The sequence below is a fragment of the Thiomonas sp. FB-Cd genome, assembly GCF_000733775.1.
Taxonomy (GTDB): domain Bacteria; phylum Pseudomonadota; class Gammaproteobacteria; order Burkholderiales; family Burkholderiaceae_C; genus Thiomonas_A.
Genome location: NZ_JPOE01000002.1, coordinates 2,453,346 through 2,476,318, shown reverse-complemented (window position 1 = coordinate 2,476,318; position 22,973 = coordinate 2,453,346). Strand labels below are relative to the sequence as shown.

Here is a 22,973-nt window from a genome sequence, read left to right as displayed (position 1 = left end):
GCCGGTTCTAGCCGCTGAAGAGGTCGCCAGGGGCACGCGGCGCCGCCAGTCCGAGGTGGGCATAGGTGGCTGCACTGGCAATGCGCCCGCGCGGGGTGCGCTGAATGTAGCCGTGCTGGATGAGAAACGGCTCAATCACGTCCTCAATGGTGTCGCGCTCCTCGCCGATGGCTGCGGCCAGGTTGTCCAGCCCCACCGGGCCGCCGCCGAATCGGTGGACAATGGCCTCCAGCAGCTTGCGGTCCATCAGATCAAAGCCCAGGGGATCGACGTCCAGCATTTTGAGTGCGCGATCGGCCACATCGCGGCTGATGCGTCCGTCGGCGCGCACCTCGGCGTAATCGCGCACGCGGCGCAGCAGCCGGTTGGCGATGCGCGGGGTGCCGCGTGAACGCCGCGCAATCTCCAGGGCACCGTCCTGCTCGATGTGGGCCTGCAGCAGTTGCGAGGAGCGCTGCACGATGGTCGTGAGCTCTTCGGTGGTGTAGAACTCCAGACGCGAGACGATGCCGAAGCGGTCGCGCAGCGGGTTGGTGAGCATGCCCGCGCGCGTGGTGGCGCCCACCAGGGTAAAGGGCTGCAGATCGATCTTCACGCTGCGCGCGCCTGGACCCTCACCGATCATGATGTCGATCTGGTAGTCCTCCAGCGCGGGATAGAGGATTTCCTCGACAACGGGCGACAGGCGGTGGATCTCATCGATGAACAGCACGTCGTTGCGCTCGAGGTTGGTGAGCAGCGCAGCCAGGTCACCCGCGCGCTCCAGCACCGGACCCGAAGTGGAGCGCAGGTTCACGCCCATTTCGCGCGCGATGATGTGCGCCAGCGTGGTCTTGCCGAGCCCCGGGGGGCCGAACAGCAACACGTGGTCCAGTGCCTCGCCACGCTTTTTTGCCGCGCCCATGAAAATGTCCAGTTGCTCGCGCACCTTGACCTGCCCGACGTACTCCGAAAGAATCTGCGGCCGCAGGGCACGTTCCACGGCCTCTTCCTGCGGCGACGCCGGTGCAGGGCTGATGACGCGGGTGGCTTCGAAGCTGTCGGCCTGGATGCTCATGATTCGAAAGATGCCTCAGGTTCGGTGGGGATGAACAACGTGCTGCAGCCAGCCGCAAGGCATCCCGGTTGGGGACGCACAGGTTTGGCGGTCGCAATGCGCCATCGGTGCGGCATTGCGATCGCCAGGACACCCCCGAGCCTGATGAGCCTGATGCTTGATGGTGCCGGATGAGGCTGTCATTTTATCCAGTTTCGCGGAAACGGAAACACGGGCGTCGTGCCTGGCTCCCTGCGCCTGGCTTGGGCAGAGCCCACACGCATGCGCCACACTTAACCCTTGGCCAGCAGCTTCAGTGCCTGGCGGATGCCATCGTCCACGCCACAATCGGCGGGTAGTTTGCCCACGACGGCTGTTGCCTCGCGTTCGGAATAGCCCAGCGCCAGCAGCGCCTGCAGCACGTCGGCATGACCAGGCGCCGTGATCGCTCCAGCAGGACGGCCAAGATTCGGTCCGAGCTTGCCGCGCAACTCAAGGAGCAGCCGCTCGGCGGTCTTCTTGCCGATGCCCGGCACGCGCGTGAGTCGCGCAGGATCTTGCGCCGCGATGGCCTGCGCGAGTTCGTTCACGCTCAGGCCCGACAGCACGGCCAGCGCAATGCGCGCGCCCACGCCGGAAATCTTGATCAGTGCGCGAAAGGCTTCACGCTCCTGAGCGGTGGCAAAACCGAAGAGCTGGTGCGCATCCTCGCGAATTGCCAGATGCGTCAGCAGAGTCACCGTCTGCCCAATGGCCGCAAGGGTGTACAGCGTGCTCATCGGGACATCGATTTCGTAGCCCACGCCGGAGCAGTCCACCAGGATCTGGGGTGGGGTCTTGTCGAGCAGGGTGCCGTGGATGCGTCCGATCATGGTCGCCACTTTAACAGCCCGCAGGCCGATGGCTGCCTCCTTGGGCGGGCAAACGCCGCGGCCGGCTAAACTGCACGGTTCCATTGCGCCACTGCCCATGAAACCCCAATCTTCCTACACCCATGATGAGCTGGTGGCCTGCGGCCACGGCAAGCTGTTCGGACCCGGCAACGCCCAGCTTCCACTGGACAACATGCTGATGATGGACCGCATCACCCACATCGCCGACCACGGGGGAACCTATGGCAAGGGCGAGATGCGTGCCGAACTCGATATCCGGCCTGATTTGTGGTTCTTTGGCTGCCATTTCGAGAATGACCCCGTCATGCCCGGCTGCCTTGGGCTGGACGCGATGTGGCAGCTCGTGGGTTTTTACCTCGGCTGGATGGGCGCACCAGGTCGCGGCCGCGCCTTGGGCGTAGGGGAGGTGAAGTTCACCGGTCAGGTTCTGCCCACGGCCAAGCTGGTGACATACCAGATCGATCTCAAGCGCGTGATCAATCACCGCCTGGTGATGGGCATTGGCGACGGGATCATGCGGGTCGACGGTCGCGAAATCTACATAGCCAAGGATCTGCGGGTCGGGCTGTTCACATCCACCGAGGGATTCTGAATCTGGCTAATGAACTCTCCCGCCACTAAACCGCTTGCGCGGTTGTAGTGGCGGGAGAGTTCATTCTTGTCATTTCTCGATACGAAATTGTTTTTCTATCAAAAACCTATCACGTTCGCTTTTTCTTGTCACTATTTTGATAAGATTGCGGAATTATGATAAAATAAATGATAGGATGCACTTCATTGCGGGAATTCATGCCCAAGGAGGACCTTCTCACTGCCATCGTCGCGTACGTGGCTCAACGCCAGGGCGGGAGCTCTGCAGGAGTCTCTGCAGGCGCCATCGAGTCCCATCTTGGTCGCCCCCGGGCCACGGTTAACCGTGCATTGGCCAACCTTGCGAAGACGGGTCGTCTCGAAAGGCACGGCGCCGGTCGCGCCATCGTCTACCGGATACCAGAGGCAGCCGGAGCGGTTTACCCAGAAATGACCGCCGCGGGCGAGCGCCCTCTGAGCACCCCGGAACAGCCTCAGCAAGCGTTGCCGTGGAGCCCGCAGGCACGTGCGCTCGTGGCTCAACTGTCGGAACCAGTGGGGACGAGGAAGCCCGTCACCTACCAGCGGTCATTCGTCGACAACTACAAGCCGAACGCGTCTTCGTTCCTGCCTGCGCTCCTTGCCAACGAGTTGTATGAGGCTGGCAGGTCAAAGGACCAGTTGCCCGCAGGAACATACGCTCGCAAGGTCTTGGAGCAACTGCTCATCGACCTCTCGTGGTTCTCCTCGCGGCTTGAGGGCAATCGCAAGAGCCTCTTGGACACGCGCCACCTGTTTGAGAAGGGGCGTTCGGAAGCTGATGATAGAGACGCAACGATGCTCCTGAACCACAAGGAGACCATCGAATTCCTTGTCGATGCGGTGCCGACGGAGGGCATCACCGTTCCAGTCGTTCGGAACATTCAAAGCCTGCTCATGCGCGACCTGCTGGCGGACCCAGCGGACCTCGGCGCCATCCGCAAGAAAATCGTCAACATTCAAGACACCGTCTACGTTCCCAGCCAGGTTCCCAATCTTCTCGAAGAAATGCTCGGGCACATCGTCGACAAGGCGCGTCAAATTCGCAATCCGGTAGAGGCCTCGTTCTATTTATGGGTGAATATCGCATACCTCCAGCCTTTCGTGGACGGCAACAAGCGAACGAGTCGTTTGGCAGCGAACATGCCTTACATACTGGCAAACTGCGCGCCGCTTTCGTTTCTTGACGTTGGGCAACAGGACTATGCGCTTGCCATGCTAGGCGTCTATGAGCGCCTGGACGTGACGCTAGCAGTCGAGCTTTTTGAGTGGACCTATCGCCGTTCCATCGAGAAGTATCAGGTCGTGGTCGAGTCGATGGGTGGGCCTGACCCGATGCGATTGCGCTACCGAGAGCAACTCGGCGAGGCTATTCGCAAGATTGTGTATTTCGGAGCCCGCCTGGACCAGGCCGTCACGAGCCTTTCGATACCCGACGCTGATAGCGCAGTCTTCAATGCCATGCTCAAGGCTGAGTTGCAGCATCTGGAGCCCTACAACTGCGCTCGGTATCGGCTGCCCATGGGCAAGACCCAGGAGTGGATAGACCTGGGGCGCCCTTCGTAAGGTTTCCCGTGGGAAGCCAAGGTCTCCGACCGGCACCTCCCCGTCACCTGCGCCTGAACACATGCTCGCGCATTCCCCTTCCTCGCCCGGCCCGACGCACAGCGTCGCTCAGGCGAAGCCGACCGGGCAGGAGGGGGTCAAGCGGGCGGGTTTCGCTTGTTGTTCCTCTCCAGGCTGGATAAAATACCAGTCTGCAACGGCGCAAAGTCACGCTCAAGCTGTATCCCAATGCCGCGCAAGCTGCGCGGCTTGAGGCTTGGACGCGGCTGCACTGCGAGTTGTACAACGCGGCGCTGGAAGAGCGCATCGACGCCTGGCGCAAGGCCGGCAAATCCATCAGCTATTACGCGTAGCAGAACGCATTGCCGCAGATCAAGGCGGATCGGCCTGAGCTCAACGAACTCGGCAGCCACGCCTTGCAGCAGACGCTGCGGCGGCTGGATCTCGCCTTCCAGTCGTTCTTTCGTCGCGTCAAGGCGGGGCAGACGCCCGGATTCCCGCGGTTCAAGGCCGCGAAGCGGTTCGCGGGCTTTGCCTATCCCGACCCGGCTGGCTGGAAGCTCATGCAGCACGGCGGCCGTGGTGCCACGCTGCGCATCGGCAGTGGAGACACGGCCCTGTCCGTCCGGGCGCGCGGGCGTCACCGCTTCGGGGTTGAGGCAAAACCCAACGACATCACCCTCACGCGCAAAGGTGGTGGGTGGTTCGTGTCGGTGACGCTGCGCGTGCCCGAGTCGACCTGTGCGCGCCGGCGCACGGGCGATCAGCGCCGCGGGGTGGATTTCGGGATCAACGACTGGGCGACGTTCGATGATGGACGGACTATCGGCAACCCGCGCTGGCTGCGCGAGGAACTGCCGCGCCTTGCCGCGCTGCAGCGGCAGCGCGCCAGGAAGAAGAAGGGATCGCTACGCTTCAAACGGCTCGGGCGTCGCATCGCCCGGCTGCACGAGCGTATCGGCAATCGGCGCCGGGACTTCGTGCACAAGGAAACAACCAGGATGGTGCGGCAATGCGCCGTCCTGGCGACTGAGCAATTGGCCCCGAAGACCATGAGCCGCAGCGCGAAGGGCACGGTGGATGCACCGGGCCGTCGCGTGCGGCAAAAGGCCGGACTCAACCGGGAGATCCTCTCGGCAGGGTTCGGCATGGCGCATCCGATGCTCGCGTACAAAGCGGAAGAAGCTGGTACGCGGCTGCATCTGAGCAACACGCGCCAGCTCAAACCGTCGCAGCGCTGCGCGGCGTGCTGGGAACTCGTTCCCAAGACGCTGAGCCAACGCATGCATGTGTGCCCGTGCGGGCATACGGCGCCGCGCGACCAGAACAGCGCAATGGTGGTGCTCATCGACGCATTCAACACGCAGGACACGTCTGGGACGGGCGTGGCGGCGAGACCCAAACCTCTGCCACGGCAACGTGGCAAGTCCAGGTCCTTGACCCGCGAAACCCCCGCTACAACGCCATGCGTTTAGCGGCGGGAGAGTTCATGACGCTGTCAGCGCCCGGGGCGTGGGGTGGAAGCCAATCGGTCGGGGGGCCAGCAGCGGTTGGCTTCGTGGGTGAAGCCAACCGCTGCTGGCCCCGGGCCTGCCTTCAGGCCACGGCTTTGAGCTTGGCTTGCAGGCCCTTGAGCAGCGTCTCGCGCTCCGTCGTGTCCGCGCGCGCCAGCAACCGGTTGGCGCCCGAGACGATGGCGCGGATCGATGCGGTGACGATATTGGGGTCGATCCCCACGCCGAAGGTTGTGGCCGGCATGCCTTCCATGGCCAGTTCCACCATGGCCACCGCGCGCGCGCCCGAACCCAGGCCCAATGCGCGCTCTTCGTAGCTATGGACCACGAGCGGGAGATGCAGCGCCTGCACCGCGGCGTCGATCGGGCCGTTGCCTTCGCCGCGCAGCACCAGGCGCTTGCCACCCACCTCGAGCTCCAAGCGGATACCCTGTTGCTGGCCATGCTCGTTGAGGTGATGGGCCACGTAATGCAGCGGCTGCGCCGCCTGCACGTATTCCGCGTTGAACATCGCCCACAGTTCCTGGGCGGTGACTTCGGCGCCGGTGGCATCGGTGTGCTGTTGCACCACACCGCTGAATTCGACCTGAAGGCGCCGGGGCATCACCAGGCCATAGGCTGATTCGAGCAGGTAGGCGATGCCGCCCTTGCCGGACTGGCTGTTGACGCGGATGACCGAGTCGTAGGCGCGACCGAGGTCAGCCGGATCCACGGGCAGATAGGGAACCTCCCAGATGCCCTTGGGATCTTGCGCGGCCAGCCCCTTCTTGATCGCGTCCTGGTGCGAGCCCGAAAACGCGGTGAACACCAGATCGCCCACGTAGGGGTGACGCGGATGGATGGGCAACTGGTTGCAGTCTTCCACCGTGCGGGCAATGGCGTTGATGTTGGAAAAGTCCAGTCCGGGGTGAATGCCCTGCGAGTACAGGTTCAGGGCCAGGGTCACGAGGTCCACGTTGCCTGTGCGCTCGCCGTTGCCGAACAGACAGCCCTCGACACGGTCGGCCCCGGCCATCACCGCAAGCTCGGCGGCCGCCACCGCGCAGCCGCGATCATTGTGCGGGTGCACCGACAGGACGATGCTGTCGCGGCGATTGAGATGGCGGTGCATCCACTCGATCTGGTCGGCGTAGATGTTGGGCGTACTCATCTCCACCGTAGCGGGCAGGTTGAAAATGATCTTGTGCTCGGGCGTGGGCTGCCACACCTCGGTGACGGCATTGCACACCGCAGCGGCGAAGGGCAGTTCGGAGCCGCTGAACACCTCGGGGCTGTACTGGAAGGTCCAGCGGGTTTCAGGGCGCTCGGCAGCGAGCTGCTTGATGAGGCGCGCGGCGTTGACGGCGATCTGCGTGCAGCCGGCTTCGTCGACGTTGAACACGATGCGACGGAAATTGGGTGCTGTGGCGTTGTACACATGCACGATGGCCTGCTTGGCCCCTTGCACGGAGTCGAAGGTGCGCCGGATGAGGTCTTCACGCGCCTGGGTCAGCACTTCGATGGTCACGTCGTCGGGAATGTGGCCGCCTTCGACGAGTTCGCGCACGAAGTCGAAATCCGTCTGCGACGCCGAGGGGAAGGCAACCTCGATCTGCTTGATGCCGATGGCGCACAGCATCTTGAACATGCGCATCTTGCGCTGGGCATCCATCGGCTCGAACAGCGCCTGGTTGCCATCGCGCAAGTCGGTGCTCATCCAGATGGGCGGCTTGCTGATGACCTGATCGGGCCAGGTGCGGTCGCGTAGGCCCACGGGCGGCATCGGGCGGTACTTGGTGTGAGGATGGTTCAACATGGCGGCAATCTCCAGCAAATCAGGTATTCAGGCAGAGTGATGGGTATGGCTTGCACACCCATGGGTTCGCGACCCGGGGCAGCCAGACTGTCGCACGCACAAGGCCTGGCTGCCGATGGGTAGTCGCAGCAAGAGGCTGGGCGTTGTGGCATGCATGGCACATTCCGGAAAGGGTGCAGAGCGAGGGCAAGACATGCCGAGGGCTGCTGCTCGCGCCGAAGGCTGGCGCACAAGCCCCCGAAGGGGCAACGGGTCGAAGAGGCGAGTTCAGGTGCGCGCTGGGCGCAGTCGCCGCTCGACATCCACCCGTAGCAGGCGCAGCATCTGGGCGCGCTGCATTGCCGCAAGCGCTGCGGCCGAGGTGTGCATGGGGGACACGTGCAGGTTCATGACCCCCGTACGTTATCAAAAACGGTGCGGTGCGTCAATCGCAGGGCCTTTGGGGGCCACGCCCGGCGTCAGCTGCGCGGCGCACGCAGGGTCGGCTTGCATCATCCGATCAATCGTCCGCGCCGCACCTGCATGCCCCGCAACTGGGCTGCGGTCAGGGATCCCGCTCGGGGCTGCGCGGTGGGTGGGGGCGCAGCCGCGGCCGCGTTTTGCCCTGCGTCGGCTTGGCGCAACGCCGCCAGCCCGCGCTGGGCATGCGCATGACAGATGGCCAGGCCCAGGGCGTCGGCCGCATCCGGGCCCGGCTGCCCGGGCAGCGCGAGCAGTCGCATCACCATCTCCTGCATTTGCGCCTTGCTCGCGCGCCCATAACCCACGATGGATTTCTTCAGTTGCAGCGCGGTGTACTCCACCACCGGCATCCCGCTGGAAACCAGCGCCGCAATCGCCGCGCCGCGCGCCTGGCCCAGCAGCAAGGTGGACTGCGGATTGACGTTGACGAAGACGATCTCGACCACCGCCACGTCGGCCTGTGCCTGTTGCGCCACCGTGCTGACGCCCTCGAACAGCGTCTTGAGCCGCTGCGGCAGCGTGCCGCGGGGAATGCGGATGGCGCCGCTGCTGCGGTAATGCAGGCGCTGCCCGCCGCTGTCAATGCAGCCGTAGCCGGTCGTGTTGAGCCCGGGGTCAATACCGAGGATGCGCATGGCGCATTATGGCCTGATGTGGTCGTGCAAACAGGGCGCGCAATGCGCGGGCTCAAACGCCCCGTGGCCTGACCCGCGTGTTTTCAGTGCCGGAAATGCCGCACGCCGGTGACCACCATGGCCAGTCCGTGCTCATCGGCGGCCGCGATGACCTCGGCGTCACGCATCGAGCCGCCCGGTTGGATCACGGCTTTGGCGCCAGCCGCGGCGAGCACGTCCACACCGTCGCGGAAGGGGAAGAACGCATCCGAGGCCACGGCACTGCCTGCCACGTCCAGCCCCGCGTTGGCGGCCTTGATGGTGGCGATGCGGGTGGAGTCGACGCGGCTCATCTGCCCCGCACCCACGCCAAGGGTCTGGCCATCGCGGGCGAACACGATGGCGTTGGACTTGGTGAACTTGGCCACCGTCCAGGCAAACAGCAGATCGGCAATCTCGGCGGCGCTCGGGGCGCGCCGGGTGACGACCTTGAGGTCGGCTGCCGTGATGACCGCGTTGTCAGCCGTCTGCACCAGGAGGCCCGAGTTCACGCGTTTGACGTCCCGCGCATTCTGACCGCGTGCCCAGGGCGTGGCACCCCGAGGATCGACGCCTGACAGCTCAATGGTGAGCACACGCACATTGGCCTTGGCTGCCAGTGCGGCCAGTGCCTCGGGCGTGTAGGCCGGGGCGATGAGGACTTCGACGAACTGGCCGCTCACAGCACGCGCTGTGGCTTCGTCCACGGCGCGATTGAAGGCAATGATGCCGCCGAAGGCCGACGTGGGGTCGGTGGCGAACGCCTTGCGGTAGGCTGCCTCGGGCGTCTCGGCCAGCGCCACGCCGCAGGGGTTGGCGTGCTTGACGATGACGCAGGCGCAGGCGGCAAAACTCTTGACGCATTCCCACGCCGCGTCGGCGTCCCCGATGTTGTTGTACGACAGCTCCTTGCCTTGGAGCTGGTGCGCCGTGGGCAGGGAGCCCGGGGCGGGGTCCAGGTCGCGGTAGAAGGCCGCCGTCTGGTGCGGATTCTCCCCGTAGCGCAGATCCTGCAGCTTGACGAAACTGGAGTTGAGCTGCGCCGGGTAGGCCGCCAGCGTGCCGCCCGGCTGCAGGGCCGAGAGGTAGTTGGAAATGGCCGCGTCGTACTGGGCGATCCGGTTGAAGGCAGCCACCGCCAGCGCGAAGCGCGTGGCCTGCGAGACCGCCTCGTGCGCTTCAAACTCGGCAAGCGCATGCTCATATTGCGCAGCGTCGGTGAGCACGGTCACACCTTGCCAGTTCTTCGCAGCCGAGCGCACCATGGCCGGGCCGCCGATGTCGATGTTTTCGATGGCGTCCTCCAGCGTGCAGCCCGGTTTGGCCACGGTGGCTTCAAAGGGGTACAGGTTGACCACCAGCCAGTCGATGGCCGGGATCCCATGCTCGGCGATGGCCTGCATGTGCGCAGGCACATCGCGGCGCGCCAGCAGGCCGCCATGCACCTTGGGGTGCAAGGTCTTCACACGCCCGTCGAGCATTTCCGCAAAGCCGGTGTGCGTGGCGACCTCCGTGACAGGCAGGCCGGCCTCGGCGAGCAGTTTGGCCGTGCCACCGGTGGACAGCAGCGCGACGCCCTTGGCGTGCAGGCGGCGGGCGAGGTCAAGCACGCCGGTCTTGTCGGATACGGAGATGAGTGCGTACATACGAATAGGAGGTCAGATTCGGCGAGCGGACGATGCGAGGCGGGCATCACGGCGCCGTGGTGGAGGGCGGGTGCGCGCGGCTCACTTGATGAGCTTGTGATCCTTGAGCTTCTTGCGCAGCGTGTTGCGGTTGATGCCAAGCCAATCGGCTGCAAGCGACTGGTTGTCTTGCGCATGGCGCATCACGGTGGCCAACAGGGGCTTTTCCACGGTCTGCATGACCATGGCGTGGATGCCGTGCGGTTCGGTGCCGTTCAAGTCCCGGAAGTACGTTTCCAGGCCATCGATCACACATTGCTCAAGCGGTGATTTCTTGCTCATTACGCAGCCAGAGGATAAGGAGTTGCGCTGCCGTCTTGCAGCGCGTCGAAATAGGCGGTCACGGCATCGATCTGCGCCGTAGCCTGGGTGAGTTGGTTGAAGTGCGCGCGAAAGGCCGCGCCGCCCGGCAGTTCGGCCACGGCCCAGCCCACGTGCTTGCGCGCGGTCTTCACGCCGGCGTCGCCATAGAACGCGTGGTGTGCGCGCAGATGCTCGAGCAGCCACAGGCCCTGTTGCCAGCACGGGGGCGGCGGCGGCTCGGCCCCGGTGGCAAGCGCCTGGGCGATGTGCCCGAGCAGCCAGGGCTTGCCCAGAGCCGCGCGGCCGATCATCACCGCATCGGCCCCGGTGGCCGCCAGCACGCCGTGCGCCGTGGCCGCCGAGTCGATGTCGCCGTTGGCCACGACGGGAATGTGCAGTGCGCGCTTGATGGCGGCCACGGTCTCGTATTCGGCCAGGCCGCCATAGCCTTGGTCACGCGTGCGGCCGTGGACCACGATCATGGCCACGCCGGCGTCTTGCGCAGCGCGTGCGATGCGCGGGGCATTGCGCGCGATGGCGCACCATCCCGTGCGCATTTTCAGCGTGACGGGCACGCCTAGCGGGTGCGCGGCCGCGACCACGGCTTCGATGATGCGCAGCGCCTGCGCCTCGTCCTGCATCAGCGCGGATCCAGCCCAGCGGCTGCACACCTTCTTCGCCGGGCAGCCCATGTTGATGTCGATGATCTGCGCGCCAGCTGCGACGTTGGCTCGGGCAGCCTCGGCCATGTCGCCGGGATCCACGCCCACCAGTTGCGCGGTCACCGGGCCGGGCTCACCGGCGTGGCTCATGCGGCGTGACGTCTTGAGCGTGTCCCACAACTCGCGCCGGGACGTGACCATCTCGCTGACGCAATGTCCAGCGCCGAGCTTGCGCGCCATGTGCCGCCACGGCAGATCGGTGACGCCGGCCATGGGCGCAGCAAACACACGGTTGGGCACAAGGAAAGGGCCGATCCGCAAGGGGGTGCCGTAGGGGGTTGGAGGCGTGGGCAACATGGAAGCGCGTGCTGGGGCGCGGGTAGGCGCTGCTTGTTTTTTGTGCAGGTGGCGGATTCTAGTCCCGTGCCTTCAGCGCGCCGCCCGGACCGTGCTGCACCTCATCAGCGAGCCCCTGAGAGCCCAATGCATCCTGGGCCCTGCGCACACGAATGCGCCGCCACACCTGCAGCTTGTCGGCGTCGCCAAGCGCACTCCAGGACCCGATTTCCTCCAGCGTGCGCCAGCACCCGCGGCACAGGCCCGTGGCCGGGTTCATGGTGCAGACCTGGATGCAGGGCGAGGGCACGGCCACGGGGCGTCCTCAGCCCTGCATGGGAGGCGCGCTCACGGCGCTCGCCGCCACGCCCAGCCAGCGCTGCAGATCATCCGGCGCCAGCGCGAACACGGCGTGCGGATGCCCGGCTGCGGCCCAGATGCGATCAAAGCGCCAGAGGCTGTCGTCAATCAACGCGATGGGGGACTCGGCGTGGCCCAGCGGGCTGACGCCTCCGATGGCAAAGCCTGTGCGCGCGCGCACGAACGCCGCATCGGCCCGTGCCAGCGCGCCCACGTGCTGCGCCACGCGCGCCTCGTCCACGCGCCGGTCGCCCGCGCACACCACGAGTACGGCGCGCGCGCTGGCAACATGGCGAAAGACGATGGACTTGGCGATCTGCCCGAGTCGCACGCCCAGAGCATCGGCCGCCTGCTGCGCGGTGCGCGCAGCAGCGTCGAGCATCAGCGGGGAACCGGGATGGCCGAGCGCGGCCAAGGCAGCGGCCACGCGCTGCACGGCCTCGGGCAGCGTGGCGACTGAGGCGGGACCGGTTGTCACGCGACCTCAGTGCGCTGGGCATCCTGCCAACGCGTCAGCAGTGCCCGCCCCGCGCGACTGTTGTTCGGACGGCCGATGGCGCGGCTGATGAAATCGCCGGCTTCGACCACCGTGCGCAGGTCCACGCCGGTGGCGATGCCCATGCCATGCAACATGTACAGCACATCTTCGGTGGCGACGTTACCGGTCGCGCCCCTGGCATAAGGGCAGCCGCCCAAGCCTGCGACGGAGGCGTGGAAGGTGCGTACCCCGGCTTGCAGCGCCGCCAGCACATTGGCCAGCGCCTGGCCATACGTGTCATGAAAATGTCCGGCTTGGCGCTCGATGGGGAAGGCACGGGACGTGGCCTCGAACACCCGCTGCACGGCCAGCGGCGTGCCCACACCGATGGTGTCGGCAATATCGATGCTGTCGCAGCCCAGATCGGCCATGCGTTGCACCACCTCGGCCACCGCCTGCGGCCGCACGTCGCCCTGATAGGGGCAACCCAGCGCCACCGAGATACTGCCTCGCAATTTGACTCCTGCGCTCCTGGCCGCATGCGCCACCGGTTGGAAGCGTGTGATCGACTCGGCGATGCTGCAATTGATGTTGGCCTGCGCGAAGGCCTCGCTTGCGGCCGAAAACACCACCACCTCGTTCACGCCGGCCGCCAGGGCTGCGTCCATGCCCTTCATGTTCGGCACGAGCGCCGAGTAGGTGGTGCCGCTGCGGCGGCGGATGCGCGCCATGAGCGCGGCGCCGTCGGCCATCTGGGGCACCCACTTGGGCGAGACGAAGGCAGCGGCCTCCACGTTGGGAAAGCCCGCTGCGGACAGGCGGTCGACGAGTTCGACCTTGACGTCCAGGGGCACGGGAGTGGCTTCGTTCTGCAACCCGTCGCGAGGGCCGACTTCGACCACGTCGACGCGGGATGGCAGGTTCAGGCTGGGCATGAATATCTCCGGGAAAGGGTGGTGCGCGCAGCGGCGCTTGGCCGGCCGCGCGCACCGCGCGGGCTTTAGCTGTGGTCGTGCACGGCAGCCCCAGCGGCCTCGGCCTGCACTGCGGCCAAGGCCGCGTCGCGCGTTTCGGCCTTGGCGAACAGCGGGCTGGTGCCCACGATCTGATGGTTGGCGGCCTTCAGGTTGAAATAGGCGCGGCCGTCGCTGGCCTGCAGCTTCTCAAACCGGGCGGCATCGGTGCTGTTTTTCTTGACCGACGCGATCCCGCCCTCGGCCGACGCCTTGGCCTCATACGTTTCGCTGCGCAGCAGGGTGTCGCCGCTGGCCGTCTTGAGGGAAAAGTGGAAGTGTCCCTTGTCATTCTTGAGCAATTCAAAGCTGGCTGCCATGTCGGACTCCTGAGGGTTGGTCGCAGGGTTGCGGAACATCGCAGTGAAGGGTCCCGCACGGGGGGCGTCCAAGATGCTGACGCCCAGGTTCGATGGTAGGAGGGTTGGGCTTGGCGTGCCAGTGTTTTGGATCATCCGGCTTTCGCGCCTGCAGCCGTCGGCCGTGGCTCAATAGCCCAGGCGCTGATCCACCGCGCCCGAGGGCGCCTCGCCACGCTCGATCGTGGCAATCTTGCGCATGACCTGCGCCGCGGCCGGTCCCACCAGGGTTTGCGCGGCCACATGCGGGGTGATGCGCACGCGCGGGTGACGCCACAGCGCATCGCCCTCGGGCAAGGGCTCCGTGGCGAACACGTCGAGCGTGGCGCTGGCAATGTGGCCTGAACCCAGCAGATCGAGCAGGTCCGCCTGCTCGATGACCGCCCCGCGCCCCGCATTGACCACGTGCGCGCCCCGCGGCAAGTGGCTGAGCACGGCGTAATCGAGCAGCCCCGTGGTCTGCGCCGTCAGCGGCAGCAGCACGACCAGCACACGCGTTTGCGCGAGAAAGGCGTCAAGCCGATCGAAGGGATACAGGGGCCAGGGCGCCTCGAATGTCGGGCGAGGCTGGCCGCTGCGGGTGCAGGCCAGCACCGGGAAGTCCATGGCGGCGATCCGCCGGGCAGCGGCATACCCCATCTGTCCCAGGCCGAGGAATCCCACGTGGAAGCTGCCACGCGGGGGCAGGACCAAAGGCTCCCAGCGCTGCGCCGACTGCAGCGCGGCATAGTCGGGCATGCGGCGCCAGGCGTGGAGCACGGCCTCGGCGACATAGTCGGCCATCTGCCGGCCCATCCCCGCATCTTCCAGACGAATGAGGGGAACACCGGGCAAGGCGCGGCGCATCAGCGGCAGCACGGCGTCCACGCCGGCGCCCAGATTGAACACCGCGCGCAATCCGAGTTGCCCGGCAAGCCAGTGCGCAGGGGGCTTCCAGACCAGCGCGAAATCGGCTTGGGTGTCCGGTTCGGTGGTGGCGTCGATGACCTCCACCGCCAGACCCAGTTCCGAGGCGTGCTGAACCAGAGCGTCGCGCCAGCGGCGAAACGGCTCGTCGGGATCCCAGACAGCCAGCTTCATGCGGCGTTCAGGGCGTCAGACGATTCGCTCAGTTCGGCTGCTTCCTGCATACGCAGCAGCAAGGCGCCCTCCTGGATCTGCTCGCCCACGCGCACCAGCACGGCGCCCACCACACCCTCGTCGGCCGCCTGCAGGGTGTGTTCCATCTTCATGGCCTCGAGCACCACCAAGGCCTGGCCTGCCTCCACCGTCTGTCCGGCCTGCACGAGCACGGCGGCGATGCGTCCTGGCATGGGCGCGGTCAGCCGCGCCGGGCCGCCGTGGCCCTTTGCAGCATGCGCCGCCGCGTCGGCCCATGCCAGCGCGGCGTGAGCCCCGTGCGCAAAGACATGCAGACGCGACGGCGCTGGCCCGGTTTGCACCACGTGACAACGCAGGGTCTGCGCGCCCCAACGGATGGACAGGGACAGTTCAGCCACGCCACTCGGCGCAGCGTGCCAGTGCAAGGCGTGGGGCTCATCCTCCCCAAAGCCCAGCAGCCACCCGCCGCCCGCAGCGCGGGCGAGCCAGGCGCTGGCAGGGGCGTGGCGGTCCTGGGTCCAGCGCAGACGACGCGGCGGCAGCACGCCGTTGCTCCAGGCATCGGCCTGGCTCCAGGGGTCGCGCGTTTGCTGCGTGCGCTCCGCTTCGATCAGCGCGCAGATGGCCGCAAGTCCCGCTTGTTCGGCGCTGAGGTCGCTCTCCAGCAGTGTGGCCTGTTCGCGGGCGATCAGGCCGGTGTCCATGCGTCCCGCCACAAATGCGGGCGATTGCACCAGGCGGTGCAGGAAGGATGCGTTCGTCTCCGGGCCCGCGATGCGCAGGGTCTCCAGGGCCTGCGTCATGCGCGCAAGCGCCTGGTCACGCGTCTCACCCCAGGCGATGAGCTTGGCGATCATCGGGTCGTAATGGGGCGTGATGGCGTCGCCCTCACGGACCCCGCTGTCCACGCGCAGCGCAGCCGGCCGTCCGGCTGCGTCCGTGCCATGCGTGAAGGCCACGTGCAGCGGCAGCGCAAAGCGCGCGAGCCTTCCGGTGGAGGGCAGAAACCCGGCGGCGGGGCTTTCGGCATACAGGCGCACCTCCACGGCATGTCCGTGCGGCGCAGGTGGCGCCGCTGGCAGGCGCTCGCCGGCGGCCACGCGCAATTGCCACTCCACCAGGTCGAGTCCGGTGATCATCTCCGTCACCGGATGCTCCACCTGAAGCCGCGTGTTCATCTCCATGAAATAAAAGGCCCGGATGCCGCCTTGTCCATCGCCTTCGGCGATGAACTCCACCGTGCCCGCGCCCACATAGCCCACGGCGCGTGCCGCAGCCACGGCAGCCTGTGCCAGCTCGGCGCGCTGCGCCGCGCTCAGGCCCGGCGCGGGGGCTTCTTCCACCACCTTCTGGTGGCGGCGCTGCAGCGAGCAGTCGCGCTCGAACAGCGCCACGGTGTTGCCCTGCGTATCGGCGAAAACCTGGATTTCAATGTGGCGCGGGTTGGCCACCAGCTTCTCGATCAGCACGGCGTCGTTGCCGAACGCCGCGGCGGCTTCACGCCTGCACGAGACGAGCGCGGCGCCGAAATCGGCAGCACGGTGCACCTCCCGCATGCCCTTGCCACCACCTCCGGCACTGGCCTTGATCAGCACCGGATAGCCGATGCGCGCGGCCTCCCGTTCGAGCAGGGCGTCGTCCTGCGCTGCGCCGTGGTAACCCGGCACCAGTGGCACGCCGGCTGCTTGCATGAGGCGTTTGGACTCGGCCTTCAGGCCCATGGCATGAATGGCGCTGGCCGGCGGGCCGATGAAGGCAACCCCGGCATCGGCGCAGGCCTGCGCAAACGCCGCGTTCTCGCTCAGGAAGCCGTAGCCCGGATGCACCGCCTGCGCTCCCGATTCGCGCGCGGCCTGCAGAATGCGCGCGCCGTCCAGGTAGCTGTGCGCAGCAGCGGCCGGGCCGATGGACACGGCTTCATCGCAGGCTGCAACGTGCGCCGCCTCGGCATCCGCGTCCGAGTACACGGCCACGGTGCGCACGCCGAGCGCGCGGCAGGTGGCGGCCACGCGGCATGCAATCTCGCCGCGGTTGGCGATCAGGATTTTGGAGAACATGGTTTCAGGCTTTCGGATCAAGGGGTTGCACGTCGGTGACGTCATGCCGGTCGGGCAGCGCGCGCGAGGTTGGGACCGCAGGAGGCGTCGCAGGCGGTCCCGGTTCAGGCCGCCCGCTGAACAGGCGCACCAGGCGCGCAAGCAGACCACGCACGAAGCGCAGGCTGCGGCGCGCCAGCCAAACCATGGCGATGAGCGCCAGCACGAGGGCGACGAAGAACAGCAGCGGATGCGACCACGATAACCACAAGCCGCCCAGCACCAGGGTGTCCTCGCCAAACGACGCGCCAATATTCGAAAACGGCTCGGGCGAGGTGTTGATCGCCGCGCGCGTGGCCAGTTTGGTGCCATGGCTCACCGCGGCCAGGCTGCCGCCAGCGGCAGCGGCCAGCGCTGCAACCAGTCCATGATCCAACCCGAACACGCTGGCGGCAAGCAACGCCCCCAGCGGGATGCGCAGCAGTGTGGAAATGAAGTCGAGCAGGCTGTCCACGCCCGGGATCTTGTCGCCCACAAACTCGGCAAATGCCAGCACACCGGTGATACCCACGGCCACCGGGTTGGCAAGGACCTGCAAGCCCGCTGGCAAGTGCACCCACCCGGCCAGCCCGGCCATGCCCACGACGAACAGCACGAGGAAGGCGCGAAACCCGCTGGCCCATCCAAGCGCAGCGGCCAGGGCCAGGAGTTGAAGCGTGTCAGGCGAGGCAACCGTCATGGTCATCCGTTGCTTATATGGATGCCTCCCGGCGATCAAGAGCAATCGGCGTTGTGCTGTGAAGAGTCGGCTGCCGCCTTATATCCGGCCTCGATCGCGGGTTGTCTGGTTGCCCAGACGCGCCGCCGGCCCCGATGTCATTCGCGGACAAGCGCCTCATCTCCTAGAGCGGACTGTTGAAGTCCGACAACGGATTCAGGTTTGGCTTGCCCCGGTCCGACCGGTTCACATCACGCTGCGTCTTGCTGCCTCATCGCCTACAAAGGCGGTCCATTCCTTTCATCAAGTAAGAGTTGATCCATGGTCACCGTTCGTTCAGGCCGCTTGCGGCCGCACGCTGCGGTGGCCCCTCTGGTAATCCTGTTGTCTGGCCGTGACGGCCCAGATCGTCCGCGCCATCTTGGCCGCCTGGGCCACGATGACCACGTTGGCCGGGCGCCGCTGCCGGATCTGCTCCAACCATGGCCCCGGTTCCTTGGCGTGCGTGAGCACGGATCGCGCGCCATGGATCAACAGCGTGCGCACGTAGGCGTCGCCGCGTTTGGAGATGCCCTGCAGGCGGATCTTGCCGCCCGTGCCTCGCTGTGCGGGCACCAGGCCCAGCCAGGCGCAGAACTGGCGCGCCGAGCCGAAAGCGCGGGCGTCGCCCATGGTGGCGATCGCCGCTGTGGCGGTGAGCACCCCGACGCCGGGGATCTCGGCAATGCGCCGCATGTCCGGATCCTGGCGGAGTTGCAATGCCAGACGCTTGTCGATGGCGGCGATGTCCTCGCCCAGCGCCTTGATCCTTTGCACCTGCTCGCGCAGACTGTCGGCCACCATCTGCGGCAGCGCCGTCGAGAGTGCCTCCAGCGCCGCCTCGACCTCGCCCAGCATGGCCCGGCTGCCCTTGGCGAAGACGGTGCCGAACTCGTACAGCAATCCGCGCAGCGCGTTGGTCTGCATGACGCGCATCTTCATCAGCAGCTCGCGCTGGCGATGCAGCGTCAGCGTGGCCTGCTGCGCCAGCGACTTGACTCCGACGAACTTGGTGCCCGGCTGCTGCACCGCCAGCCAGATCGCTCGCGCGTCCGTCGCATCGGTCTTGTTGCCCGACACGAACGGCCGCACCGCCCGGGCGTGCAGCAGCCTCACCTCATGGCCCAGCGCGCGCAGCTCGCGCGCCCAGTGGTGCGCCCCGCCGCAGGCCTCGATGCCGACCAGGCACCGCGCCCGGTTGGCGAAGTGCTCCAGCACCTTGGCCCGCTTGATCTGCACATTGGCAATCTCGCCCGTGAACATGTCGACCGTGTGCATCTGAAACACCAGCTTGGCGATGTCCAGCCCCACCACCTGCAGGCCGTCGATCGTGCCGATGATTTGCCCTGCGCTCATGCCTGTCTTACGATTCATGTCGGGTCTCCGAGGGTGTTTGTGAAGACCGTGGTCTATCACGTCCTGGGCACATCGATGCCGTATCCACTCGGGGACCCACCCCGCCACCCTGGCGGCCAGGTCGACTCCGAACGGCCTCGCGTTCATCTCCATACTCCTGTCTCAGTCCCCGCAGGGAGGGAGGCATCCATCACATCTCCGAGAAACCCCGCCGTTTAGGGCGGGGAGGAAAGGAGCGCCGATCGAAGATCGGTGCTGTGTTGACAATTTACACGGAATACGCATAGCATGTGAGGCATGCAGGTCAAGCGCGCCTATCGCTTTCGCTTCTACCCGACGCCCGAGCAAGTTGACGCACTGGCTCGAACCTTCGGGTGCGCACGCTTCGCTTACAACCACATGCTGCGACTGCGCAGCGACGCTTGGATGCAGCGCCAGGAGCGCGTGGGCTACCACGAAACCTCCGCCGCGCTGACCATGCTCAAGAAGACGCCCGAGCATGCGTGGCTGAACGAAGTCAGCAGCGTGCCCGTGCAGCAGGCGCTGCGGCACCTGAACACCGCGTTCTCGAACTTCTTCGCCAAGCGAGCCCGGTACCCGTCCTTCAAGCGCAAGGACGGGCCGCAGGCGGCCGAGTACACCACCAGCGCATTCCGATGGGACGCGGGCCGGCGCGAGTTGCGTCTGGCGAAGATGGACGCGCCGCTGGACATCCGCTGGTCGCGCACCTTGCCACAGGCGGCCAAGCTCACGACCGTGACCATCTCGCGCGACACTGCGGGGCGGTACTTCGCCGCGCTGCTGTGCGACGACGTGGTCACGTCCAGGAAGGCCGCATCCGGCCAGGTCGGCATCGACCTGGGGCTCACCCACTTCGCGATCCTCTCCAGTGGCGAGAAGGTCGCATCCCCCAAGGCCTTTCGCCGCTGCGAAGCGCGACTGGCCGTGCGCCAGCGCCGGCTGGCGCGAGCCAAGCTCGGCTCGAAGAACCGGGCGAAGTTGAAGTTGAAAGTTGCAGCGCTGCATGCGCACATCACGGACGCGCGCAGGGACTTCCTGCACAAGCTCTCGACCCGGTTGATCAGCGAAAACCAAGTGATCGCCGTCGAGACGCTGTCCGTGTCGAACATGCAGCGCAACCACTGCTTGGCGAAGTCGATCAGCGATGCAGGCTGGTCAGAGTTCGTCAGGCAGCTTGAGTACAAGGCGCAGTGGAATGGGCGCACGCTGATTGGCATTGACCGCTGGTACCCGAGCAGCAAGACCTGCTCGGCCTGCGGCCATGTGCAAGGCAGGATGCCGCTCAGCGTGCGCGAATGGACGTGCCCGGAGTGCGGCACGCGCCACGATCGCGACGTGAACGCAGCGCGCAATGTATTGGCCGCAGGACTTGCGGTAGCAGCCCATGGAGAGACTGTCAGTCCTGTGTTGCTGTAAAGCGGCATGGGCAGGGCTCTGTGAAGTGGGAATCTTCGGCCTTCAGGCCGGGGAGCAGTCAACCTTCAGTGCATGCAGCGCGATGGCGCCAATCGGCTGCTGCAGCGTTTGTGCGCATGGCAGCAATCAGGATTCGGTGGCAGCCACATGCAGGGGAATCGATTCGCGCTTGCGCGCAGGAGCCGCCGATGGCGGCGCATCGCCGGCTACGCCAACGGCATGCATGCCCAGGCGTGCGAACAGTTCGCGGTCCGCATCGACATCCGCATTGCCGGTGACGAGCAGCGTGTCGCCGTAGAAGATGGAATTGGCGCCGGCGAGAAAGCACAGCGCCTGAATGCCATCGCCCAGTTCCTTGCGGCCGGCCGACAGGCGCACCCAGGCGCGGGGCATGACGATGCGAGCGGCGGCCACGGTGCGCACGAATTCGAAGGGGTCGAGGTCGGGTGCGTGCTCCAGGGGCGTGCCCGCCACGCGAACCAGTGCATTGATGGGAACCGATTCGGGGTACGGATTGAGGTTCGCCAGTTCGGCCAGGAGGCCTGCGCGGTCGCGCCGCCCCTCGCCCATGCCGACAATCCCGCCGCAACACACGTGCATGCCCGCTTCGCGCACGGCGTGCAGCGTGTCGATGCGTTCCTGGTACGTGCGCGTGGAGATGATGTTGCCGTAGAACTCGGGTGACGTGTCGAGGTTGTGGTTGTAGTAGTCCAGCCCGGCGTCGGCCAGCCGGTGCGCCTGCTCGGGCTTGAGCATGCCCAGGGTCATGCAGGTTTCGAGCCCCAGAGCCTTGACGCCTTCGACAATGGCGGCGACCTTGTCAATGTCGCGGTCCTTGGGCTCGCGCCACGCCGCACCCATGCAAAAGCGGCTGGCTCCGGCGTCCTTGGCGGCCTGCGCGTTGGCCAGGACCAGATCGACGTCCATCAGCTTGTCGGCTTTCACGCCCACGTCGTAATGCGCGGATTGGGGGCAATAGCCGCAGTCCTCGGCACAGCCGCCGGTCTTGATCGACAGCAGCGAGGACAGTTGGACGGCGGTGGGGTCGAAGTGGGCGCGATGCGCCTGCTGCGCTTGCCACATGAGTTCAGGAAGGGGGAGGGCGAGCAGGGCTTCGATGCGTTCTGCAGTCCAGGTGGGTGTCGTGGTTGCGGTCATGTCGGGGTCCAAAGCACAATCAGGATGAGGATATCCAGGAAGGTTTGCGGCGCTGCAGGAACGCCGCAATGCCCTCGCGCCCGTCGGGGCTGGCGCGGGCAACGGCGATGCGCTCGGCGGTATCGGCCAGCAGCGCTTCATTCAACGGGCGGTGCGCCACCTCGGCCAGCAGCCGCTTGGCGGCCGCCAGCGCCTGAGGCGATGCAGCCGCCAGGGCATTCGCCCATTGTTGCACCTGGGCGTCCAGCTCTGCCGTGTCGGCAGCAACCTCATGCAGCAACCCGATCGCACGCGCCGTTGCCGCATCGAACACTTCGGCCGTGAGGGTGTAGCGCTGCGCCGATCGTTCGCCAATGGCGCGCAGCACATGGGGCATGATGGTGGCGGGGACGAGCCCGAGTTTGACCTCGCTCAAGCAGAACCGCGCCGTCCGCACGGCAACGGCGACGTCGCAGGCGGCCACCAGGCCGAAGCCTCCGGCGAAGGCATCGCCTTGCACGCGGGCGATCACGGGTTTGGGGCACTCCGCGATGGCGCGCAGCATGCGCGCGAGTTGCAAGGCGTCGTCGCGGTTCTCGGTATCCGAGAATGCGGCCATGGCACGCATCCAGTTGAGGTCCGCCCCGGCGCAAAAGGCAGGGCCGTCAGCCGCAAGCACCACCACGCGCACAGGGTCCTGGCTGCCCAGTTCAATGAAGGCGGCATGCAGGGCGGCGACGGTGGCCGCATCGAAGGCGTTGCGTACCTCGGGCGTGAGAGAAGAACGGTGGCCACCGCGTCGGTGCGGGACACCACGACTGGTGCAGGGTTCATCGTTGCTTTTGCTCCTGTTGGCGGCGCTCAGCCTGCAGCATATAAACGAGATCCAGCTCAGGGCATGCAAAGCCCATTGCGGTGAGTGCAGCGGTGATCTGGCCACGGTGGTGGGTGCCGTGGTTGAAGACATGCGCCAGGGTTGAGGCGTAAGGCAGCGTTATGGCCAGGCCACGGGTGCTCGTGTAATGCAGATCCCCGCGCAGGCTTGCCTCGGGCAAGGCGCGAACAAAGGGTTCCCATGCGGCGGTGGCCCCAAGCAGGCGCTCGACCAGGCGTGCCCGGTCAGGCTCGGCCAGCAGGTCGAGCGCCACCGTGTTGGAGATGCCCTGGGCAAAGCGCGAAAACCAGAGCAGCGCATCGGCCACCAGCAGGTGGTTGAGCGTGCCATGCACGCTGTGAAAGAACAGTCCGCAATCGCGCCGGTAGTCGGCCTCGGACACGGCGGCGACGTGGGCTTCCAGCAGCCTGCGGGTCGCCCAGGCGTGATAGCGGGCCATCGTGAGCAAATGGGCATGCAGGCTCATGGCAAGGGCATTGTCGGCAGTCGCCATGGATTGTCGATCATGGCACGCATGGTCTGTGGCGGAG

The 22,973-nt window shown here is 66.3% G+C and carries 24 protein-coding genes; 5 read left to right on the top strand and 19 right to left on the bottom strand.

Translation table 11 applies throughout. The features are described 5' to 3' along the window. Positions 1-7: 7 nt before the first annotated feature. Entirely contained in the window at positions 8-1,057 is a 1,050-nt protein-coding gene (gene ruvB / locus CD04_RS0112000; protein WP_031407084.1) for a Holliday junction branch migration DNA helicase RuvB, read from the bottom strand. A gap of 272 nt (positions 1,058-1,329) precedes the next feature. After that, positions 1,330-1,908, bottom strand: coding sequence for a Holliday junction branch migration protein RuvA (gene ruvA, locus CD04_RS0111990; protein WP_031407082.1), 579 nt, complete (start codon positions 1,906-1,908; stop codon positions 1,330-1,332). A 97-nt stretch (positions 1,909-2,005) separates the two neighbouring features. Between ruvA and fabA the strand changes: the two genes are divergently transcribed. The 4 genes from fabA (at position 2,006) to CD04_RS21815 (ending at position 5,579) form a co-directional block, all read left to right on the top strand. Beyond that, positions 2,006-2,521, top strand: coding sequence for a 3-hydroxyacyl-[acyl-carrier-protein] dehydratase FabA (gene fabA / locus CD04_RS0111985; RefSeq protein WP_031407080.1), 516 nt, complete (start codon positions 2,006-2,008; stop codon positions 2,519-2,521). Positions 2,522-2,718: 197 nt separating this feature from the next. Further along, complete coding sequence (locus tag CD04_RS0111980; RefSeq protein WP_031407078.1) at positions 2,719-4,104, top strand: Fic family protein; 1,386 nt, start codon at positions 2,719-2,721, stop codon at positions 4,102-4,104. A 191-nt stretch (positions 4,105-4,295) separates the two neighbouring features. Further along, positions 4,296-4,457 (top strand): helix-turn-helix domain-containing protein, encoded by a 162-nt coding sequence (locus CD04_RS24665; RefSeq protein WP_231480536.1) that lies wholly within the window; start codon positions 4,296-4,298, stop codon positions 4,455-4,457. 9 nt (positions 4,458-4,466) lie between these two features. Beyond that, positions 4,467-5,579, top strand: a complete 1,113-nt coding sequence (locus tag CD04_RS21815) for a transposase (RefSeq protein WP_231480566.1) — start codon at positions 4,467-4,469, stop codon at positions 5,577-5,579. Between the two features lie 121 nt (positions 5,580-5,700). On the opposite strand, the gene leuA is transcribed toward CD04_RS21815, so the two are convergent. From leuA to CD04_RS0111900, 14 genes are all read right to left on the bottom strand, one after another. Then, positions 5,701-7,413 carry a 2-isopropylmalate synthase gene (leuA, locus tag CD04_RS0111970; protein ID WP_031407076.1) on the bottom strand — a complete coding sequence of 571 codons (1,713 nt, stop codon included), beginning with the start codon at positions 7,411-7,413 and terminating at the stop codon, positions 5,701-5,703. A gap of 267 nt (positions 7,414-7,680) precedes the next feature. Continuing rightward, positions 7,681-7,803 carry a hypothetical protein gene (locus tag CD04_RS25035; protein ID WP_255333616.1) on the bottom strand — a complete coding sequence of 41 codons (123 nt, stop codon included), beginning with the start codon at positions 7,801-7,803 and terminating at the stop codon, positions 7,681-7,683. A gap of 101 nt (positions 7,804-7,904) precedes the next feature. Further along, complete coding sequence (gene ruvC, locus CD04_RS0111955; protein WP_031407074.1) at positions 7,905-8,510, bottom strand: crossover junction endodeoxyribonuclease RuvC; 606 nt, start codon at positions 8,508-8,510, stop codon at positions 7,905-7,907. 83 nt (positions 8,511-8,593) lie between these two features. Next, positions 8,594-10,180 carry a bifunctional phosphoribosylaminoimidazolecarboxamide formyltransferase/IMP cyclohydrolase gene (purH, locus tag CD04_RS0111950; protein WP_156030249.1) on the bottom strand — a complete coding sequence of 529 codons (1,587 nt, stop codon included), beginning with the start codon at positions 10,178-10,180 and terminating at the stop codon, positions 8,594-8,596. A gap of 75 nt (positions 10,181-10,255) precedes the next feature. Then, entirely contained in the window at positions 10,256-10,495 is a 240-nt protein-coding gene (locus tag CD04_RS0111945) for a helix-turn-helix domain-containing protein (RefSeq protein WP_031407069.1), read from the bottom strand. Beyond that, positions 10,495-11,499, bottom strand: coding sequence for a tRNA dihydrouridine synthase DusB (gene dusB / locus CD04_RS0111940; protein ID WP_031407067.1), 1,005 nt, complete (start codon positions 11,497-11,499; stop codon positions 10,495-10,497). The genes CD04_RS0111945 and dusB overlap by 1 nt, the downstream gene beginning before the upstream one ends. 94 nt (positions 11,500-11,593) lie before the next feature. Next, the gene (locus tag CD04_RS21810; protein ID WP_255333635.1) at positions 11,594-11,824 is read right to left on the bottom strand and encodes a DUF1289 domain-containing protein; all 231 of its coding nucleotides are present in this window, start codon (positions 11,822-11,824) and stop codon (positions 11,594-11,596) included. A 15-nt stretch (positions 11,825-11,839) separates the two neighbouring features. Continuing rightward, positions 11,840-12,352 (bottom strand): YbaK/EbsC family protein, encoded by a 513-nt coding sequence (locus tag CD04_RS0111930; protein WP_031407065.1) that lies wholly within the window; start codon positions 12,350-12,352, stop codon positions 11,840-11,842. Further along, a complete protein-coding gene (locus CD04_RS0111925) occupies positions 12,349-13,287 on the bottom strand; it encodes a hydroxymethylglutaryl-CoA lyase (protein ID WP_031407063.1) in 939 nt (312 codons plus the stop codon). The genes CD04_RS0111930 and CD04_RS0111925 overlap by 4 nt, the downstream gene beginning before the upstream one ends. A 65-nt stretch (positions 13,288-13,352) precedes the next feature. After that, entirely contained in the window at positions 13,353-13,685 is a 333-nt protein-coding gene (locus CD04_RS0111920) for a DUF1508 domain-containing protein (RefSeq protein WP_031407061.1), read from the bottom strand. Positions 13,686-13,853: 168 nt separating this feature from the next. Then, complete coding sequence (locus CD04_RS0111915; RefSeq protein WP_031407059.1) at positions 13,854-14,804, bottom strand: glyoxylate/hydroxypyruvate reductase A; 951 nt, start codon at positions 14,802-14,804, stop codon at positions 13,854-13,856. Beyond that, positions 14,801-16,882, bottom strand: coding sequence for a biotin carboxylase N-terminal domain-containing protein (locus tag CD04_RS0111910; RefSeq protein ID WP_031407058.1), 2,082 nt, complete (start codon positions 16,880-16,882; stop codon positions 14,801-14,803). The genes CD04_RS0111915 and CD04_RS0111910 overlap by 4 nt, the downstream gene beginning before the upstream one ends. Before the next feature lie 4 nt (positions 16,883-16,886). After that, positions 16,887-17,600, bottom strand: coding sequence for a DUF4126 domain-containing protein (locus CD04_RS0111905; RefSeq protein ID WP_081858011.1), 714 nt, complete (start codon positions 17,598-17,600; stop codon positions 16,887-16,889). A 315-nt stretch (positions 17,601-17,915) separates the two neighbouring features. Beyond that, positions 17,916-18,974: an IS110 family transposase gene (locus CD04_RS0111900; protein WP_051849137.1), complete on the bottom strand. Its 1,059-nt coding sequence runs from the start codon at positions 18,972-18,974 to the stop codon at positions 17,916-17,918. A gap of 297 nt (positions 18,975-19,271) precedes the next feature. Between CD04_RS0111900 and CD04_RS0111895 the strand changes: the two genes are divergently transcribed. Next, on the top strand, positions 19,272-20,411 hold the full coding sequence (locus CD04_RS0111895) for an RNA-guided endonuclease TnpB family protein (protein WP_031407055.1): 1,140 nt from the start codon (positions 19,272-19,274) through the stop codon (positions 20,409-20,411). A gap of 126 nt (positions 20,412-20,537) precedes the next feature. On the opposite strand, the gene bioB is transcribed toward CD04_RS0111895, so the two are convergent. From bioB to CD04_RS0111875, 3 genes are read right to left on the bottom strand one after another with little or no spacing between them, the layout of a single operon-like run. Then, positions 20,538-21,569: a biotin synthase BioB gene (gene bioB, locus CD04_RS0111885; RefSeq protein WP_081857913.1), complete on the bottom strand. Its 1,032-nt coding sequence runs from the start codon at positions 21,567-21,569 to the stop codon at positions 20,538-20,540. A gap of 19 nt (positions 21,570-21,588) precedes the next feature. Then, a complete protein-coding gene (locus CD04_RS21805; RefSeq protein ID WP_231480563.1) occupies positions 21,589-22,452 on the bottom strand; it encodes an enoyl-CoA hydratase-related protein in 864 nt (287 codons plus the stop codon). Further along, positions 22,379-22,936 (bottom strand): DinB family protein, encoded by a 558-nt coding sequence (locus tag CD04_RS0111875; RefSeq protein ID WP_231480562.1) that lies wholly within the window; start codon positions 22,934-22,936, stop codon positions 22,379-22,381. Before CD04_RS0111875 ends, CD04_RS21805 begins: the two co-directional genes overlap by 74 nt. Positions 22,937-22,973: the final 37 nt, after the last annotated feature.

What these genes read in the sequence shown, in the direction of transcription:
- CD04_RS0111920 (WP_031407061.1), bottom strand. Translation starts at nt 13,685, where the DNA reads ATGGCAGCCAGCTTTGAATTGCTCAAGAATGACAAGGGACACTTCCAC.
- CD04_RS0111915 (WP_031407059.1), bottom strand. Translation starts at nt 14,804, where the DNA reads ATGAAGCTGGCTGTCTGGGATCCCGACGAGCCGTTTCGCCGCTGGCGC.
- fabA (WP_031407080.1), top strand. Translation starts at nt 2,006, where the DNA reads ATGAAACCCCAATCTTCCTACACCCATGATGAGCTGGTGGCCTGCGGC.
- CD04_RS0111945 (WP_031407069.1), bottom strand. Translation starts at nt 10,495, where the DNA reads ATGAGCAAGAAATCACCGCTTGAGCAATGTGTGATCGATGGCCTGGAA.
- CD04_RS0111905 (WP_081858011.1), bottom strand. Translation starts at nt 17,600, where the DNA reads ATGACGGTTGCCTCGCCTGACACGCTTCAACTCCTGGCCCTGGCCGCT.
- bioB (WP_081857913.1), bottom strand. Translation starts at nt 21,569, where the DNA reads ATGACCGCAACCACGACACCCACCTGGACTGCAGAACGCATCGAAGCC.
- ruvC (WP_031407074.1), bottom strand. Translation starts at nt 8,510, where the DNA reads ATGCGCATCCTCGGTATTGACCCCGGGCTCAACACGACCGGCTACGGC.
- leuA (WP_031407076.1), bottom strand. Translation starts at nt 7,413, where the DNA reads ATGTTGAACCATCCTCACACCAAGTACCGCCCGATGCCGCCCGTGGGC.
- CD04_RS0111910 (WP_031407058.1), bottom strand. Translation starts at nt 16,882, where the DNA reads ATGTTCTCCAAAATCCTGATCGCCAACCGCGGCGAGATTGCATGCCGC.
- ruvB (WP_031407084.1), bottom strand. Translation starts at nt 1,057, where the DNA reads ATGAGCATCCAGGCCGACAGCTTCGAAGCCACCCGCGTCATCAGCCCT.
- CD04_RS0111900 (WP_051849137.1), bottom strand. Translation starts at nt 18,974, where the DNA reads ATGAGCGCAGGGCAAATCATCGGCACGATCGACGGCCTGCAGGTGGTG.
- CD04_RS0111875 (WP_231480562.1), bottom strand. Translation starts at nt 22,936, where the DNA reads ATGGCGACTGCCGACAATGCCCTTGCCATGAGCCTGCATGCCCATTTG.
- ruvA (WP_031407082.1), bottom strand. Translation starts at nt 1,908, where the DNA reads ATGATCGGACGCATCCACGGCACCCTGCTCGACAAGACCCCACCCCAG.
- CD04_RS25035 (WP_255333616.1), bottom strand. Translation starts at nt 7,803, where the DNA reads ATGAACCTGCACGTGTCCCCCATGCACACCTCGGCCGCAGCGCTTGCG.
- CD04_RS0111925 (WP_031407063.1), bottom strand. Translation starts at nt 13,287, where the DNA reads ATGCCCAGCCTGAACCTGCCATCCCGCGTCGACGTGGTCGAAGTCGGC.
- CD04_RS0111895 (WP_031407055.1), top strand. Translation starts at nt 19,272, where the DNA reads ATGCAGGTCAAGCGCGCCTATCGCTTTCGCTTCTACCCGACGCCCGAG.
- CD04_RS0111980 (WP_031407078.1), top strand. Translation starts at nt 2,719, where the DNA reads ATGCCCAAGGAGGACCTTCTCACTGCCATCGTCGCGTACGTGGCTCAA.